Source organism: Mycobacterium tuberculosis complex sp. N0072 (assembly GCF_030323725.1).
In the GTDB taxonomy this organism is placed as follows: Bacteria; Actinomycetota; Actinomycetes; order Mycobacteriales; family Mycobacteriaceae; genus Mycobacterium; species Mycobacterium tuberculosis.
The window spans coordinates 3,664,354-3,681,094 of record NZ_CP040689.1; the positions used below are offsets into that span (position 1 = coordinate 3,664,354).

The window sequence follows — 16,741 nt, forward strand, 5'->3', positions numbered from 1 at the left end:
TGCCGGCCACGGCAGCCAAACCGTTACGTATCATTTTGCGTCGATTTTGTGTTCGTCCGTACACTCACTTGTTGTGTCCTTTGCCGATGCCACCATCGCGCGCCTTCCCGGGGTGGTCCAGCCCTATGCGCAGCGCCACCATGAGCTGATCAAATTTGCCATCGTCGGCGGCACCACATTCATCATCGACACAGCAATTTTCTACACCCTCAAGCTGACGGTTCTCGAACCCAAGCCGGTGACCGCGAAGGTGATCGCCGGCATCGTCGCCGTCATCGCGTCCTACGTGTTGAACAGGGAGTGGAGCTTCCGCGACCGCGGCGGTCGCGAGCGCCACCATGAGGCGCTGCTGTTCTTTGCGTTCAGCGGCGTGGGAGTGCTGCTGAGCATGGCGCCGTTGTGGTTTTCCAGCTACATCCTGCAGCTACGGGTGCCAACGGTGTCACTGACCATGGAAAACATCGCCGACTTCATCTCGGCCTACATTATTGGCAACTTGCTGCAAATGGCGTTCCGCTTCTGGGCGTTTCGGCGCTGGGTGTTCCCCGACGAGTTCGCCCGCAACCCCGACAAGGCCCTGGAATCCGCCCTTACCGCGGGCGGCATCGCCGAAGTCTTCGAGGACGTCTTGGAGGGCGGCTTCGAGGACGGCAACGTCACCCTGCTGCGGGCCTGGCGTAACCGGGCCAACCGGTTCGCTCAGCTGGGCGACTCGTCGGAGCCCAGGGTGTCGAAAACCTCGTGATACAGCAACGCATGCACCTCCCGCAGGCGCGGAATGTTGTAGAACTCGAGCGGATCTTGTGACGCGGACTCGATAATCAACGTCCCGGTGCGAAAAATCCGCTCGAAGATCCGGTCCCGGAACTCCACGCTGTTGATCCGTGCTAGCGGTATGTCGATCCCGCTGCGGGTCAGCACACCATGCCGGAACATCACCCGCCGGTTGGTCACCACGAAATGTGTGGTCAGCCAGCTCAGGAATGGCCACAGCGTGAGCCAGCCGACGATCACCAACCAGATCCCCCAGATGACCGCGTGAATCACGTTCTTAGCGATCTGCTGCCAAGGTGTCGAGTTGACGAATCCGGACCCGAACGCCGCCAACCCGGTCAGCAAGACCAGCACCACGACGGGCCAGATTAAGCGATTCCAGTGCGGATGGCGGTGCAGAACGACCTGCTCGCCAGCGGCCAGGACATTCTCCGGATAGCTCATGCCCGCGACCTTAATCTTTTGGGGACGCCAGCTCCGCGCGAGTTAACGCAAATGCACCACGTCGCCCGCTGAAACAACTACCGTTCGACCGCCGACGTCCAGACACAGCCGACCCTGGTCATCGATGTCACGCGCGATCCCGACGACGTCCTGGCCACCGGGGAGCTCGACGCGCACGCGCGACCCAATGGTCAGGCTGCGAGCACGGTAGTCGGCCGCCAGTTGTGGGTTGGCGTTGCGCCACTGGATGATCCGAGCTTCGAGCTCGCGCAACAGCCTGCTGGCTATGCGGTTGCGGTCCGGTGCCGCCACTCCGAGGTCCAGCAATGAGGTCGCGTCGGGATCAACCTCTTCGGGGGCCTGGGTGACGTTGAGTCCCACACCGAGTACCACAAACGGCTGCGCGACCTCGGCCAGGATGCCGGCTAACTTGCCACCCCGGGCCAGCACGTCATTGGGCCACTTGAGGCCCGTTTCGGCCGGCGGGACTGCAATCAGGGGGGCCACCGAATCGAGCACCGCCAGACCCGCGGCCAGTGACAGCCAGCCCCACGCTTGCACCGGGACGTCGACCACACGCACACCGACCGACAGGATGATCTGCGCTCGGGCAGTGGCCGCCCAGCCGCGGCTATGACGCCCCCGCCCAGCGGTCTGATGCTCGGCGATCAACACCACCCCGTCGATATCGGCCCCGGATGCCGCCCGGGCCAGCAAGTCGGCGTTGGTGGAACCGGTTTGGGCCACGACGTCAAGTTGGCGCCACCCGGATCCAGCACCGATCAGCTGGTCGCGCAGTGAGCGTTCGTCCAAAGGCGGCCTGAGCCGATCGCGGTCGGTCACCGCCCCAGCCTAAGGAAGTAGTGTGCGGCAGCCGATAACATCGACTCCCATGACAAGCGTTACCGACCGCTCGGCTCATTCCGCAGAGCGGTCCACCGAGCACACCATCGACATCCACACCACCGCGGGCAAGCTGGCGGAGCTGCACAAACGCAGGGAAGAGTCGCTGCACCCCGTCGGTGAGGATGCCGTCGAAAAAGTACACGCCAAGGGCAAGCTGACGGCTCGCGAGCGTATCTACGCGTTGCTGGATGAGGATTCGTTCGTCGAGCTGGACGCGCTGGCCAAACACCGCAGCACCAACTTCAATCTCGGTGAAAAACGCCCGCTCGGCGACGGCGTGGTCACCGGCTACGGCACCATCGACGGGCGCGACGTGTGCATCTTCAGCCAGGACGCCACGGTGTTTGGCGGCAGCCTTGGCGAGGTGTACGGCGAGAAAATCGTCAAGGTCCAGGAACTGGCGATCAAGACCGGCCGTCCGCTCATCGGCATCAACGACGGTGCTGGCGCGCGCATCCAGGAAGGTGTCGTCTCGCTGGGCCTGTACAGCCGTATCTTTCGCAACAACATCCTGGCCTCCGGCGTCATCCCGCAAATCTCGTTGATCATGGGAGCCGCCGCCGGTGGGCACGTCTACTCCCCCGCCCTGACCGACTTCGTGATCATGGTCGATCAGACCAGCCAGATGTTCATCACCGGGCCCGACGTCATCAAGACCGTCACCGGCGAGGAAGTCACCATGGAAGAACTCGGCGGCGCCCACACCCACATGGCCAAGTCGGGTACGGCACACTACGCCGCATCGGGCGAACAGGACGCCTTCGACTACGTTCGCGAGCTGCTGAGCTACCTGCCGCCCAACAACTCCACCGACGCGCCCCGATACCAAGCCGCAGCCCCGACAGGGCCCATCGAGGAGAACCTCACCGACGAGGACCTCGAATTGGATACGCTGATCCCGGACTCGCCCAACCAGCCCTATGACATGCACGAGGTGATCACCCGGCTCCTCGACGACGAATTCCTGGAGATACAGGCCGGTTACGCCCAAAACATCGTGGTGGGGTTCGGGCGCATCGACGGCCGGCCAGTCGGCATTGTCGCCAACCAGCCGACACACTTCGCCGGCTGCCTGGATATCAACGCCTCGGAGAAAGCGGCCCGGTTTGTGCGGACCTGCGACTGCTTCAATATCCCCATCGTCATGCTGGTGGACGTCCCGGGCTTCCTGCCGGGCACCGACCAGGAATACAACGGCATCATCCGGCGCGGCGCCAAGCTGCTCTACGCCTACGGCGAGGCCACCGTGCCAAAGATCACGGTCATCACCCGCAAGGCCTACGGCGGTGCGTACTGCGTTATGGGCTCCAAAGACATGGGCTGCGACGTCAACCTGGCGTGGCCGACCGCGCAGATCGCGGTGATGGGCGCCTCCGGCGCAGTGGGCTTCGTGTACCGCCAGCAGCTGGCCGAGGCCGCCGCCAACGGCGAGGACATCGACAAGCTGCGGCTGCGGCTCCAGCAGGAGTACGAGGACACACTGGTCAACCCGTACGTGGCCGCCGAACGCGGATACGTCGACGCGGTGATCCCGCCGTCGCATACTCGCGGCTACATCGGGACCGCGCTGCGGCTGCTGGAACGCAAGATCGCGCAGCTGCCGCCCAAAAAGCATGGGAACGTGCCCCTGTGAGTCGAGTGAGCGGAACGAACCTGTGAGTCGAGTGAGCGGAACGAACGAAGTGAGTGACGGGAACGAGACGAACAATCCGGCAGAAGTGAGTGACGGGAACGAGACGAACAATCCGGCAGAAGTGAGTGACGGGAACGAGACGAACAATCCGGCCCCTGTGAGTCGAGTGAGCGGAACGAACGAAGTGAGTGACGGGAACGAGACGAACAATCCGGCCCCTGTGACCGAGAAGCCGCTGCATCCGCACGAGCCCCACATCGAGATACTGCGGGGACAACCCACCGATCAGGAGCTGGCCGCGTTGATCGCGGTGCTGGGCAGTATCAGCGGTTCAACCCCGCCCGCGCAACCCGAGCCCACCCGGTGGGGGCTGCCGGTCGACCAGTTGCGGTACCCCGTCTTCAGTTGGCAGCGCATCACACTGCAAGAAATGACGCACATGCGCCGATGACCCGGCTGGTGCTCGGGTCCGCCTCCCCTGGCCGGCTCAAAGTCCTTCGTGATGCCGGCATTGAGCCGCTGGTCATCGCCTCGCACGTCGACGAGGATGTCGTCATCGCGGCGCTGGGGCCGGACGCGGTCCCGAGCGATGTGGTGTGCGTACTGGCCGCGGCAAAGGCCGCGCAGGTCGCGACCACGCTGACCGGAACGCAACGCATTGTGGCCGCGGATTGCGTTGTCGTTGCCTGTGATTCGATGCTCTACATCGAAGGCAGGCTACTCGGCAAGCCAGCGTCAATCGACGAGGCGCGCGAGCAGTGGCGGTCGATGGCGGGCCGGGCCGGCCAACTCTATACGGGCCACGGTGTTATCCGGTTGCAGGACAACAAATCCGTGTACCGTGCTGCTGAAACAGCAATAACCACAGTATATTTCGGAACACCTTCGGCCTCCGATCTGGAGGCTTACCTGGCCAGTGGGGAGTCGCTGCGGGTCGCGGGTGGATTCACCCTGGACGGTCTGGGCGGCTGGTTCATCGACGGCGTGCAGGGCAATCCGTCGAATGTGATCGGCTTGAGCCTGCCGTTGCTGCGGTCGCTCGTGCAGCGATGCGGGCTGTCCGTCGCCGCACTGTGGGCAGGAAATGCGGGCGGCCCAGCGCACAAGCAGCAGTAGCTTCGGACTGGGCCAGGTCGCCAGCGGTAGGCTCGATGATGTGCCGCTTCCCGCAGACCCTAGCCCCACCTTGTCGGCCTACGCCCATCCCGAACGGCTCGTGACCGCCGACTGGTTGTCGGCACACATGGGCGCGCCGGGCCTGGCGATCGTCGAATCCGACGAGGACGTCTTGCTCTACGACGTCGGCCATATTCCCGGCGCCGTCAAGATCGACTGGCACACCGACCTCAACGACCCACGGGTGCGCGACTACATCAACGGCGAGCAGTTCGCCGAATTGATGGACCGCAAGGGCATCGCCCGCGATGACACCGTGGTGATCTATGGCGACAAGAGCAATTGGTGGGCCGCCTATGCGTTGTGGGTGTTCACGCTGTTCGGTCACGCCGACGTGCGACTCCTCAACGGCGGCCGTGACCTCTGGCTCGCCGAGCGCCGGGAAACCACCTTGGACGTCCCGACCAAGACCTGCACCGGTTATCCCGTCGTGCAGCGCAACGATGCACCCATCCGCGCATTCAGAGACGACGTGCTGGCCATCCTGGGCGCTCAGCCGCTGATCGACGTACGCTCTCCCGAGGAGTACACCGGCAAGCGCACCCATATGCCCGATTACCCCGAGGAAGGGGCGCTGCGGGCCGGTCACATCCCCACGGCGGTGCACATTCCGTGGGGGAAGGCCGCCGACGAAAGTGGACGGTTTCGCAGCCGCGAGGAATTGGAACGGCTCTATGACTTCATAAACCCGGACGACCAAACCGTCGTCTATTGCCGCATCGGTGAACGCTCCAGCCATACCTGGTTCGTGCTCACACACCTGCTGGGCAAGGCAGATGTACGGAACTACGACGGCTCGTGGACCGAGTGGGGCAACGCCGTGCGAGTGCCGATCGTCGCGGGCGAAGAACCAGGAGTGGTACCCGTCGTATGACCGCGCCCGCGAGCCTGCCCGCGCCGCTAGCAGAGGTGGTATCCGACTTCGCCGAAGTCCAGGGTCAAGACAAGCTGAGGCTGTTGCTGGAATTCGCCAACGAGCTGCCGGCGCTTCCGTCGCACCTGGCCGAGTCCGCTATGGAGCCGGTCCCCGAGTGCCAGTCTCCGCTGTTTTTGCACGTCGACGCGAGTGACCCCAACCGGGTGCGCCTGCATTTCAGCGCGCCGGCCGAAGCGCCAACCACGCGCGGGTTCGCCTCGATCCTGGCCGCCGGCCTAGACGAGCAACCGGCCGCCGACATCTTGGCGGTGCCCGAGGATTTCTACACCGAGCTGGGTCTGGCTGCCTTGATCAGCCCACTGCGGTTGCGGGGAATGTCGGCGATGCTGGCCCGGATCAAGCGCCGGCTGCGCGAAGCGGACTGAATCGAGGAACCGCGTGAGCGGGTCAGCGGCGCGACGCTTAAACTTCCCCCGACAAGACTTGTAAGAAAATCTCTTAGAGACGAAGAATCAGCCCGACAGGAGGCGCAGTGGCTAGTCACGCCGGCTCGAGGATCGCTCGGATCTCTAAGGTTCTCGTCGCCAATCGCGGCGAGATCGCAGTGCGGGTGATCCGGGCGGCCCGCGACGCCGGCCTGCCCAGCGTGGCGGTGTACGCCGAACCCGACGCCGAGTCCCCGCATGTTCGGCTGGCCGACGAGGCGTTCGCGCTGGGCGGCCAGACCTCGGCGGAGTCCTATCTGGACTTCGCCAAGATCCTCGACGCGGCAGCCAAGTCCGGGGCCAACGCCATCCACCCCGGCTACGGCTTCCTAGCGGAAAATGCCGACTTCGCCCAGGCGGTGATCGACGCCGGCCTGATCTGGATCGGCCCCAGCCCGCAGTCGATCCGCGACCTGGGCGACAAGGTCACGGCCCGTCACATCGCGGCCCGCGCTCAGGCGCCCCTGGTGCCGGGTACCCCCGATCCGGTCAAAGGCGCCGACGAGGTGGTGGCATTCGCCGAGGAGTACGGCCTGCCGATCGCGATCAAGGCCGCCCACGGCGGCGGCGGCAAGGGCATGAAGGTGGCCCGCACCATCGACGAGATTCCGGAGCTGTACGAGTCGGCGGTGCGCGAGGCCACGGCCGCGTTCGGCCGCGGTGAGTGCTACGTGGAGCGCTATCTCGACAAGCCGCGCCACGTCGAAGCACAGGTGATCGCCGACCAGCACGGCAACGTCGTCGTCGCCGGCACCCGGGACTGCTCGCTGCAGCGCCGCTACCAGAAGCTGGTCGAGGAGGCGCCCGCACCGTTCCTGACCGACTTTCAACGCAAAGAGATCCACGACTCGGCCAAACGGATTTGCAAAGAGGCCCATTACCACGGCGCCGGCACCGTCGAATACCTGGTCGGTCAGGACGGCTTGATCTCGTTCTTGGAGGTCAACACGCGCCTTCAGGTAGAACACCCGGTCACCGAGGAAACCGCGGGCATCGACTTGGTGCTGCAGCAATTCCGGATCGCCAACGGCGAAAAGCTGGACATCACCGAGGATCCCACCCCGCGCGGGCACGCCATCGAATTCCGGATCAACGGCGAGGACGCGGGGCGTAACTTCCTACCGGCGCCCGGGCCGGTGACAAAGTTCCACCCGCCGTCCGGCCCCGGTGTGCGGGTGGACTCCGGTGTCGAGACCGGCTCGGTGATCGGCGGCCAGTTCGACTCGATGCTGGCCAAGCTGATCGTGCACGGTGCCGACCGCGCCGAGGCGCTGGCGCGGGCCCGGCGCGCGCTGAACGAGTTCGGTGTCGAAGGCCTGGCGACGGTCATCCCGTTTCACCGCGCCGTGGTGTCCGACCCGGCATTCATCGGCGACGCGAACGGCTTTTCGGTACATACCCGCTGGATCGAGACCGAGTGGAATAACACCATCGAGCCCTTTACCGACGGCGAACCTCTCGACGAGGACGCCCGGCCGCGTCAGAAGGTGGTCGTCGAAATCGACGGTCGCCGCGTCGAAGTCTCGCTGCCGGCTGATCTCGCGCTGTCCAATGGCGGCGGTTGCGACCCGGTCGGTGTCATCCGGCGCAAGCCCAAGCCGCGCAAGCGGGGTGCGCACACCGGCGCGGCGGCCTCCGGTGACGCGGTGACCGCGCCTATGCAGGGCACCGTAGTTAAGTTCGCGGTCGAAGAAGGGCAAGAGGTCGTGGCCGGCGACCTAGTGGTGGTCCTCGAGGCGATGAAGATGGAAAACCCGGTCACCGCGCATAAGGATGGCACCATCACCGGGCTGGCGGTCGAGGCGGGCGCGGCCATCACCCAGGGCACGGTGCTCGCCGAGATCAAGTAAGCCCGGCGGCTACTCCAACTGATCCCGTAGCCGTGCCAATGACTTGGCCAGCAGCCGCGACACGTGCATCTGTGAGATACCGACGCGCTCGGCGATCTGCGTTTGGGTCATCGAGTCGAAGAACCTGAGCACCAAGACCGTTCGTTCCCGCTCGGGCAACGCCTCGAGCAACGGACGAAGCACCTCCCGATTCTCGATCTGGTCAAGACCCGCATCCACGTCGCCCAGGGTGTCTGTGATTGCGCGGGCATCGTCGTCGCTGCCGCCACCGCTGTCGATGGACAAGGTGTGGTAGGAACTACCCGCCAGCAAACCTTCGATAACCTCAGCGCGGTCCATCCCGAGCTCCGCGGCGAGCTCCGATGCCGACGGCGCCCGCCCGAGCCGCTGCGACAAATCGGCGGTGGCGGTACCTAGCCGCAGATGCAGTTCCTTGAGACGCCGGGGAACCTTGACCGACCAGCTGTTGTCGCGGAAGTGTCGTCGGACCTCGCCCATGATGGTAGGAACCGCGAAGGAGACGAAGTCCGACCCGGTCTTCACGTCGAAGCGAACCGCGGCGTTGACCAGCCCGACCCGCGCGACCTGAATAAGGTCGTCACGCGGTTCGCCGCGACCCTCGAACCGCCGCGCGATGTGATCGGCCAGCGGCAAGCACCGCTGAACGATCTTGTCCCGGTGCCGCTGGAATTCCGGTGAGCCGGCAGGCAAACCAACCAGCTCGCGAAACATCTCCGGAACGTCGGCGTATTCGTTAGCTCGCGATGCAGAACCGCCGGCAGCGCGCGCCGTCACCTGCTGGATGCCGCCCGTCGGGCGGTCAACGTGATGCCGAAGACACTGCCGGCTACATCGGGCTGGCGACCGTCGTGGAAGGTCTGGACGTCGTCGGCCAGCGCGGTCAGGACATGCCAGCTAAAGCTGCCCGGTGCCACCACGTCGTGGGTGTCGCAGGCAGCAGAAGCCTCCACCACAACTTCGTCTTTTCGCGGATCGACCACCAGGCGCAGGGTGGCATCCGGCAAGGCCGAGCGAATCAACCGGGTGCACACCTCGTCCACCGCCAACCTCAGGTCGGCCACGGCGTCGAAATCCAGGTCCTCGAAGGTGCCGATGGCGCCGACCAGGGTGCGCAGCAGCGCCAGGTTCTCCAGGCGGGCAGCAACGTTCAGCTCGACGGCGCGGACACCGCGTTGGCGCCCCTTGGTGGGTAAATCCGAGTCGGCCATGCACCCTCCCGGCAAGCTTCGATCGACAGTACTCCCGCCTTGGGTCTGGTCTTCGAGCTGGTCGGTCATGGTCGGACCTGCTGGTAGTGGGGATCTAACGCAACATGGTCGGGATTCATCATGGTGTACCCGTGATACCCATTCGCAGCTGCCGGTGAAACCCCGCGATGCCGGGATTTCCAGCCGCACTAGGATGTCTAGCCGGCCAGCCGCTGCCGCCGGACTTCGGGATGTTCGGTATACCAGCGATCGGCAATCTTGCGTATCCGCCGATGCTCGAACGCTAGCCACGCCAAACCAACCACTGTGACGACAATCGCCACCACACCAAAGGTCATGCCCTCGGCGTGATGTCCGGTGCCGAAAGCCGCAAGAGCTCCGACGCCGCCGACGACACCGGCCACAATCAACAGATACCCAGGCCAATGCACCACGTCGATCAGCGACTCGCCGGCAAGCGGCCGCGTCGTCCGCAAGTGGTCGACGGGGTCACGATAGGTGTCGCCCATGGCCTCCTCCGTTTCCGTCCTATTCCGCCATTTCTGCCCATTACCAGGCACTACCATCAACGGTAGAACTCGTCGAACGGGTTGTGGAGGGATCTGACCCATTTATTTGTTGACCGCGGCCGACCTGGCCGACGGCTCACGGTGCCATGACCGGGCCGGCGATCGGTGGGACGCCTATGCAGAGCGTCAGCACCATCAGCGTCAACAAAAACCAGCCGGCTCCGTGCCATCCCCACCAGGTACCTTCCGCACGCCATACCCGGTAGGTGCGCAGAAACGCCCACAGCCCGGCCGCACACAGGATCAGCGGGCCCCCCAGCGCCAGCAGGATCCGCTGGGGCGGGCCGCAGGCCGCGGTGTCGACGCCGCTGCACGTGCTGACCAACAACGCTCCCATAATGAGGAAACCGACCCCGACGACAGCGGCCACAACAGCAAACCGAATCGCCGAGTGCACCTCGCTGTCATCCCGGCCTAGCCGATCGCCGCGTGACGGCCCACCTACTTCGTGCATCGGCGAATCTCCATCCCGCTCTTGGCGGCTGCCTTACGTCACCACCGGTAACGCGCTGCGCACCGCGGCTATCGCGGCGTCGATCTCGGCGGTTGAAACCGTCAGCGGTGGACGGAATCGCACGGTGTCTGCACCGGCCGGCAACACAATCACCGCACGTTGCCACAGCTGGCGGATCAACTCGTCACGGTCGGCGGTGGTCGGCAGGCTAAACGCACACATCAGCCCGCGGCCGCGCGGATCGAGAACCACTGCCGGGAAGTCCGCGGCGAGTTCGTCAAGCCGGGCGCGCAGATACTTACCGTGCTGCACCGCCCGCTCGAACAGGCCCTCGGCTTCGATGACCTCCAAGATGCGGCGGGCGCGCACCATGTCGGTAAGATTGCCACCCCATGTCGAGTTGAGCCGTGATGGGACCGCGAACACATTGTCGGCGACCTCGTCCACCCGCCGACCGGCCATCACTCCGCATACCTGCGTCTTCTTGCCGAACGCCACGATGTCGGGTGCGACATCCAACTGCTGGTATGCCCAGGCGGTTCCGGTCAACCCGCAGCCGGTCTGTACTTCGTCGAAGATCAGCAGTGCATCAAACTCGTCGCACAGCTCGCGCATCGCAGCGAAAAACTCCGGGCGGAAATGGCGGTCGCCACCCTCGCCCTGGATGGGTTCGGCCACAAAACACGCGATGTCGTGCGGGCGGGTCTCGAATGCCGCGCGGGCCTGGCGTAGCGCCTCGGCCTCTAGCGCGGCCATAGCGGGCTCATCCAGGCCGGGCCGCATGTACGGCGCATCGATGCGTGGCCAGTCGAATTTCGGGAACCGGGCGGTAATGGTCGGCTTGGTGTTGGTCAGCGACAGGGTATAGCCGCTGCGGCCGTGAAATGCCCCGCGCAGGTGGAGCACTTGAGTGCCCAGCGCCGGGTCGATCCCATGGGCTTGGTTGTGCCGACTCTTCCAGTCGAACGCGGCTTTGAGCGCGTTCTCCACCGCCAGGGCGCCCCCTTCGACGAAGAACAGATGCGGCAGCGCCGGGTCGCCCAAGACACGGGCGAAGGTCTCGACGAAGCGGGCCATCGCCACCGAGTACACGTCGGAATTGCTGGGCTTGTTCAGCGCGCCCTGCATGAGTTCGGCATGGAACTCCCGGTCGTCCACCAGCGCCGGGGGATTCATACCCAGTGCCGAGGAGGCAACGAATGTGAACATGTCCAGGTAGCGCCGACCCGTTATAGCGTCGACCAGATATGAACCGCCCGAACGGGTCAGATCGAGCACTATGTCCAGACCGTCGACCAGCATGCTGCGCCCTAGCACCTCATGAACCCGGTCTGGTGTTGTTGGTCTACCGGCAAGAGCGACGGACTTCACGACGGCGGCCATGACGCTATGATAGCAGGATTTACGGAATATTGATATTTATGCTGGAAACATTATGGTATATGCTGCCTATCGCTGTAAAAAGTGTTCAGAATGATCGTGCTTCGCGTCCGCACGTTCGCCGTTGTCCGGATCCGTTGCAACAGGTCCTCGAGCGCCCGTGCGGACGCGACGCGCACCAGCAAGACGTAGCTCTCTTCGCCGGCCACCGAGTAACAGGACTCGACCTCCTCGATATGTTCTAGGCGCGCGGGGGCATCATCTGGTTGAGACGGATCAAGAGGAGTGATAGCCACGAACGCCGACAACAAATCCCCAACCGCCTCGGGATTGATTCGCGCCGAATATCCCTGGACCACACCACGAGACTCCAGCCGGCGCACTCGCGATTGGACCGCCGAGACCGACAGCCCGGCTCGCGTGGCCAACTCTGACAGCGTCGCACGTCCGTCGGCGGCCAGTTCGCGCACCAGGATCCGATCGATATCGTCGAGCGCCTCGTTCATGGCCGGAGACTATCGCAACGGCAGTGCCGCATGAGCCGCTCGAAAAGACTGCAGACTGGCCAGCTGCGCGCGCGCTTCGCCGCCGGGTTGTCAGCCATGTACGCCGCTGAGGTGCCCGCCTACGGCACGCTGGTCGAGGTATGCGCACAAGTCAACTCCGATTACCTGACCCGGCATCGGCGAGCCGAGCGGCTGGGGTCGCTTCAGCGCGTCACCGCCGAGCGCCACGGCGCCATCCGAGTGGGCAACCCGGCCGAACTCGCTGCGGTCGCCGACCTGTTCGCCGCGTTCGGGATGCTGCCGGTCGGCTACTACGATCTGCGCACCGCTGAGTCACCAATTCCAGTGGTGTCCACCGCATTTCGCCCAATCGATGCGAACGAGCTGGCACACAACCCGTTTCGGGTGTTCACCTCGATGCTGGCCATCGAGGATCGGCGGTACTTCGATGCCGACCTACGCACCCGAGTGCAGACCTTCCTCGCGCGCCGGCAACTCTTTGACCCCGCGTTGCTCGCCCAGGCGCGGGCAATCGCGGCTGACGGCGGCTGCGATGCCGACGACGCACCGGCTTTCGTCGCCGCGGCGGTGGCCGCGTTTGCGCTGTCGCGGGAACCGGTCGAGAAATCCTGGTACGACGAGTTGTCCAGGGTGTCGGCGGTGGCCGCTGATATCGCTGGAGTCGGCTCCACACACATCAACCATCTGACGCCTCGGGTGCTCGACATAGACGATCTGTACCGTCGGATGACCGAGCGCGGCATCACCATGATCGACACCATCCAAGGCCCTCCCCGCACCGACGGACCCGATGTGTTGTTGCGGCAAACCTCATTTCGCGCGCTGGCCGAACCACGCATGTTTCGCGACGAGGACGGTACCGTGACGCCGGGAATCCTGCGGGTGCGGTTCGGTGAGGTCGAGGCGCGCGGTGTCGCGCTGACCCCGCGAGGGCGCGAACGCTACGAAGCCGCGATGGCGGCCGCAGATCCGGCCGCGGTCTGGGCCACTCACTTTCCCTCGACGGATGCGGAGATGGCCGCTCAAGGCTTGGCCTACTACCGAGGTGGTGACCCGTCAGCGCCGATCGTCTACGAAGACTTCCTGCCCGCTTCGGCCGCGGGCATCTTCCGCTCCAACCTGGATCGCGACTCGCAAACCGGTGACGGACCCGACGATGCCGGCTACAACGTCGATTGGTTGGCCGGGGCAATCGGCCGACACATTCACGACCCGTATGCGCTCTATGACGCGCTCGCCCAGGAGGAGCGGCGCTGATAACCACTGACGCGTTACGAGCCCAGGTGCTCGAAGCCTGCCAAGCGATCGGCGTAACCGCCGCCCTTGGCGAGCCGGGCGAACACAGCCTGCCCGCGAGCACACCGATCACCGGCGACGTGCTGTTCAGCATCGCACCGACCACCCCGGAGCAGGCCGACCACGCGATCGCCGCGGCGGCCGCAACATTTACGGCATGGCGAAGCACGCCGGCCCCGGTGCGCGGCGCGCTCGTGGCCCGGCTCGGCGAGCTGCTCACCGCACACCAGCAGGACCTCGCGACACTGGTCACAGTCGAAGTAGGCAAGATCACCGCCGAGGCGCGCGGCGAAGTGCAGGAAATGATCGACGTCTGCCAGTTCTCGGTGGGTCTGTCACGCCAGCTCTACGGCCGCACCATCGCGTCAGAGCGCGCTGGGCACCGGCTCCTGGAAACCTGGCATCCGCTGGGAGTGGTGGGCGTGATCACCGCGTTCAACTTCCCGGTCGCGGTCTGGGCGTGGAACACCGCGGTGGCACTGGTCTGCGGCGACACGGTGGTGTGGAAACCCTCGGAGCTGACGCCGTTGACGGCGCTGGCCTGCCAGGCGCTGCTCAGTCGGGCCGCCGCTGATGTCGGCGCGCCGGCCGCGGTGGGCGGCCTGCTGTTGGGCGGCGCCGAGCGTGGTGCGCAACTCGTCGACGACCCGCGGGTTGCGTTGTTGTCGGCGACGGGTTCGGTGCGGATGGGCCAGCAGGTCGGTCCACGCGTCGCCCGGCGCTTCGGGCGGGTGCTGCTGGAGTTGGGCGGCAACAACGCGGCCATTGTGGCGCCGTCGGCCGACCTGGAGCTGGCGGTGCGCGGCATCGTGTTCGCCGCGGCCGGCACCGCAGGTCAGCGCTGCACCAGCCTGCGCCGGCTGATCGTGCACCGCTCGGTGGCTGACGATGTGGTGGCACGCGTCGTCGGCGCCTATCGCCAGCTGGCGATCGGTGACCCGTCGGCCCCGGACACGCTGGTAGGCCCACTCATCCACGAGGCCGCCTACCGCGACATGGTGGCAGCGCTCGAGCGGGCACGCACCGACGGCGGCGAGGTCATCGGCGGTGATCGTCGCGAGGTGGGCTCACCGGGCGCCTACTATGTCGCGCCCGCTGTGGTCCGAATGCCGTCCCAGACCGCCATCGTGGCGACCGAAACGTTCGCACCAATCCTGTACGTGCTCACCTACGACGACCTCGACGAGGCGATAGCCCTCAACAACGCGGTACCACAAGGGCTTTCGTCGTCGATCTTCACGACCGACCTGCGTGAGGCCGAGCACTTCCTCGACCAGTCCGACTGCGGTATCGCCAACGTCAACATCGGGACGTCGGGAGCGGAGATCGGTGGTGCCTTCGGCGGCGAGAAGCAGACCGGCGGCGGCCGCGAGTCCGGGTCCGACGCGTGGAAGGCCTACATGCGCCGGGCCACCAACACCGTCAACTATTCGAGCGAGCTGCCGCTGGCGCAGGGCGTGAAGTTCGGGTAACCATGCCCGTGGGTGCGTCTGGGCATCATCGACGCGCGCTTGGGGTTGGGCGGGGTGGAATTCATCCATTTCATTCAGTGCCCGTTGCGAATCCCCAAGCTACCCCGACGGCGACCAGAGGATGTCGATGGGGACGGCGGCGAGGCGGTCGCCGAATGGCTGGGCTTGTGGGCCGGTGTGCAGGATCACGCCGCCGGCGAAGCGTGCGCCGACTTTGTCGCGGAGTCTGCTGATCGAGCGGGTGTCTCTACCACGGAGGGTTGCCGCCGACTTGATTTCGATCGCGGCAATGAGGCCGTCTGCGGTTTCCAGTATGAGGTCTACTTCGGCGCCGTCTCGATCGCGGTAGTGGAACAGTCGAGGTGCCTGTTGCGACCATCCGAGTTGTCGCCGGAGTTCTGCGATCACGAAAGTTTCGATGATGGCTCCGGCCGCGTTGGGGTTGGCATGTGGACCGGCTCCGGTAGGCGAGACATTGACGAGGCGAGCGGCCAGTCCGGAGTCGAGAAGGAGGACTTTCGGTCTATCGACGACCCGCTTGGAAAGGTTGGTCGACCACGCGGGTATGCGGTCGATGAGATACAGGGTCTCGAGGAGGTCGAGGTACGGCGGCAGGGTACGTACGGGGATTTCGGCGTCGGTAGCTAGGGAGCTCAGGTTAAGTTCGGACGCGCTGCGTGCGGCTAGAAGTCGGATGAGGCGCGGCAGGTCGGCGATGCGTTGGAGATTGGAGACGTCGGCCGCGTCACGTTTGACGACGCGGTCGACGTTCCTAGCTTTCGCCGATTCGCGACAAAGCCGTCGCCGATACGCGGCACTATCTTCGCCAATTCGCGGATATCTCCTCACCGATTCGCGATATCTGGCGGAGCCGGTGGTGTCGCAGCAGGGACGTCGGGGCAGACCCACCCCACCGAAAGAACCACCACCACCTGCTCGCCTAGCCGAACGTGTGGTCTACGTGAGTAATATCTGTCACATGGCGACAGCCAGAAGGCGGTTATCCCCGCAGGACCGCCGCGCTGAACTGCTCGCTCTGGGGGCGGAGGTCTTTGGGAAGCGGCCTTACGACGAGGTTCGCATCGATGAGATCGCCGAGCGCGCTGGGGTGTCGCGGGCACTGATGTATCACTACTTCCCGGACAAGCGGGCGTTCTTCGCCGCGGTCGTCAAGGACGAGGCCGACCGGCTGTACGCGGCGACCAACAAGGCGCCCGCCCCTGGGATGACGATGTTCGAAGAGATACGAACCGGCGTGCTGGCCTATATGGCCTACCACCAACAAAACCCCGAGGCGGCGTGGGCCGCCTACGTCGGCCTCGGCCGATCGGACCCGGTTCTGCTCGGTATCGACGACGAAGCCAAGAACCGCCAGATGGAACACATCATGTCCCGCATCGCCGAGGTCGTGAGCGGGATTGACCGCGATAACACCCTGGACCCAGAGGTCGAGCGCGACCTGCGGGTGATCATCCACGGCTGGCTGGCGTTCACCTTCGAGCTGTGTCGTCAGCGGATCATGGACCCGTCGACCGACGCTGAACGGCTCGCCGATGCTTGCGCACACGCGCTGCTGGACGCCATCTCCCGGCTGCCGCAGATCCCTGCCGAACTGGCTGACGCGATGGCAACCGCGCGAATGTGAGCGGTAGGCGGTTTTTGTCGGTGC

General features: G+C 65.1%; 19 protein-coding genes. 10 read left to right on the forward strand and 9 right to left on the reverse strand.

What is annotated here, in order from left to right; all coding sequences use genetic code 11:
- Positions 1-73 precede the first annotated feature (73 nt).
- A complete protein-coding gene (locus FF952_RS17290) occupies positions 74-745 on the forward strand; it encodes a GtrA family protein (protein WP_003417128.1) in 672 nt (223 codons plus the stop codon).
- Here the strand turns inward: FF952_RS17290 and FF952_RS17295 are convergent.
- A complete protein-coding gene (locus FF952_RS17295) occupies positions 700-1,218 on the reverse strand; it encodes a PH domain-containing protein (RefSeq protein ID WP_003417130.1) in 519 nt (172 codons plus the stop codon). The two genes, FF952_RS17290 and FF952_RS17295, sit on opposite strands and share 46 nt — an antisense overlap.
- Positions 1,219-1,260: 42 nt before the next feature.
- Positions 1,261-2,061, reverse strand: coding sequence for a biotin--[acetyl-CoA-carboxylase] ligase (locus FF952_RS17300; protein WP_003904233.1), 801 nt, complete (start codon positions 2,059-2,061; stop codon positions 1,261-1,263).
- Between the two features lie 49 nt (positions 2,062-2,110).
- On the opposite strand from FF952_RS17300, the gene FF952_RS17305 reads away from it, so the two are divergent.
- The 6 genes from FF952_RS17305 (at position 2,111) to FF952_RS17330 (ending at position 8,145) form a co-directional block, all read left to right on the forward strand.
- The gene (locus FF952_RS17305) at positions 2,111-3,757 is read left to right on the forward strand and encodes an acyl-CoA carboxylase subunit beta (protein WP_003417136.1); all 1,647 of its coding nucleotides are present in this window, start codon (positions 2,111-2,113) and stop codon (positions 3,755-3,757) included.
- Positions 3,738-4,208: an acyl-CoA carboxylase subunit epsilon gene (locus FF952_RS17310; RefSeq protein WP_003900000.1), complete on the forward strand. Its 471-nt coding sequence runs from the start codon at positions 3,738-3,740 to the stop codon at positions 4,206-4,208. The genes FF952_RS17305 and FF952_RS17310 overlap by 20 nt, the downstream gene beginning before the upstream one ends.
- On the forward strand, positions 4,205-4,873 hold the full coding sequence (locus FF952_RS17315) for a nucleoside triphosphate pyrophosphatase (RefSeq protein ID WP_003905027.1): 669 nt from the start codon (positions 4,205-4,207) through the stop codon (positions 4,871-4,873). The genes FF952_RS17310 and FF952_RS17315 overlap by 4 nt, the downstream gene beginning before the upstream one ends.
- A 40-nt stretch (positions 4,874-4,913) precedes the next feature.
- Positions 4,914-5,807: a sulfurtransferase gene (locus FF952_RS17320; RefSeq protein WP_003417149.1), complete on the forward strand. Its 894-nt coding sequence runs from the start codon at positions 4,914-4,916 to the stop codon at positions 5,805-5,807.
- A complete protein-coding gene (locus tag FF952_RS17325) occupies positions 5,804-6,235 on the forward strand; it encodes a SufE family protein (protein ID WP_003417152.1) in 432 nt (143 codons plus the stop codon). The genes FF952_RS17320 and FF952_RS17325 overlap by 4 nt, the downstream gene beginning before the upstream one ends.
- A gap of 107 nt (positions 6,236-6,342) precedes the next feature.
- Positions 6,343-8,145, forward strand: a complete 1,803-nt coding sequence (locus FF952_RS17330) for an acetyl/propionyl/methylcrotonyl-CoA carboxylase subunit alpha (RefSeq protein ID WP_003417156.1) — start codon at positions 6,343-6,345, stop codon at positions 8,143-8,145.
- Positions 8,146-8,154: 9 nt separating this feature from the next.
- Here the strand turns inward: FF952_RS17330 and sigF are convergent, their stop codons facing one another.
- From sigF to lrpA, 6 genes are all read right to left on the reverse strand, one after another.
- Positions 8,155-8,940, reverse strand: coding sequence for an RNA polymerase sigma factor SigF (sigF, locus tag FF952_RS17335; RefSeq protein ID WP_003417158.1), 786 nt, complete (start codon positions 8,938-8,940; stop codon positions 8,155-8,157).
- Positions 8,937-9,374, reverse strand: coding sequence for an anti-sigma B factor RsbW (rsbW, locus tag FF952_RS17340; protein ID WP_003417160.1), 438 nt, complete (start codon positions 9,372-9,374; stop codon positions 8,937-8,939). The genes sigF and rsbW overlap by 4 nt, the downstream gene beginning before the upstream one ends.
- Before the next feature lie 197 nt (positions 9,375-9,571).
- On the reverse strand, positions 9,572-9,883 hold the full coding sequence (gene usfY, locus FF952_RS17345) for a protein UsfY (RefSeq protein ID WP_003900003.1): 312 nt from the start codon (positions 9,881-9,883) through the stop codon (positions 9,572-9,574).
- 136 nt (positions 9,884-10,019) lie between these two features.
- A complete protein-coding gene (locus FF952_RS17350) occupies positions 10,020-10,397 on the reverse strand; it encodes a hypothetical protein (protein WP_003417165.1) in 378 nt (125 codons plus the stop codon).
- Between the two features lie 33 nt (positions 10,398-10,430).
- The gene (gene lat / locus FF952_RS17355) at positions 10,431-11,780 is read right to left on the reverse strand and encodes an L-lysine 6-transaminase (protein ID WP_003904234.1); all 1,350 of its coding nucleotides are present in this window, start codon (positions 11,778-11,780) and stop codon (positions 10,431-10,433) included.
- Positions 11,781-11,830: 50 nt separating this feature from the next.
- Positions 11,831-12,283 (reverse strand): transcriptional regulator LrpA, encoded by a 453-nt coding sequence (gene lrpA, locus FF952_RS17360; protein ID WP_003904235.1) that lies wholly within the window; start codon positions 12,281-12,283, stop codon positions 11,831-11,833.
- 30 nt (positions 12,284-12,313) lie between these two features.
- Here lrpA and hglS point away from each other — a divergent pair, with 30 nt between their 5' ends.
- Both hglS and amaB read left to right on the forward strand, forming a co-directional pair.
- Complete coding sequence (gene hglS / locus FF952_RS17365) at positions 12,314-13,561, forward strand: 2-oxoadipate dioxygenase/decarboxylase (protein WP_003417184.1); 1,248 nt, start codon at positions 12,314-12,316, stop codon at positions 13,559-13,561.
- Complete coding sequence (amaB, locus tag FF952_RS17370; RefSeq protein ID WP_031647156.1) at positions 13,561-15,072, forward strand: L-piperidine-6-carboxylate dehydrogenase; 1,512 nt, start codon at positions 13,561-13,563, stop codon at positions 15,070-15,072. The genes hglS and amaB overlap by 1 nt, the downstream gene beginning before the upstream one ends.
- Positions 15,073-15,171: 99 nt before the next feature.
- Here amaB and FF952_RS17375 read toward each other — a convergent pair whose 3' ends face one another.
- On the reverse strand, positions 15,172-15,921 hold the full coding sequence (locus FF952_RS17375) for an ATP-binding protein (RefSeq protein ID WP_003900005.1): 750 nt from the start codon (positions 15,919-15,921) through the stop codon (positions 15,172-15,174).
- Positions 15,922-16,051: 130 nt separating this feature from the next.
- Here FF952_RS17375 and FF952_RS17380 point away from each other — a divergent pair, with 130 nt between their 5' ends.
- Positions 16,052-16,717, forward strand: a complete 666-nt coding sequence (locus tag FF952_RS17380) for a TetR/AcrR family transcriptional regulator (protein ID WP_003417200.1) — start codon at positions 16,052-16,054, stop codon at positions 16,715-16,717.
- Positions 16,718-16,741 lie beyond the last annotated feature (24 nt).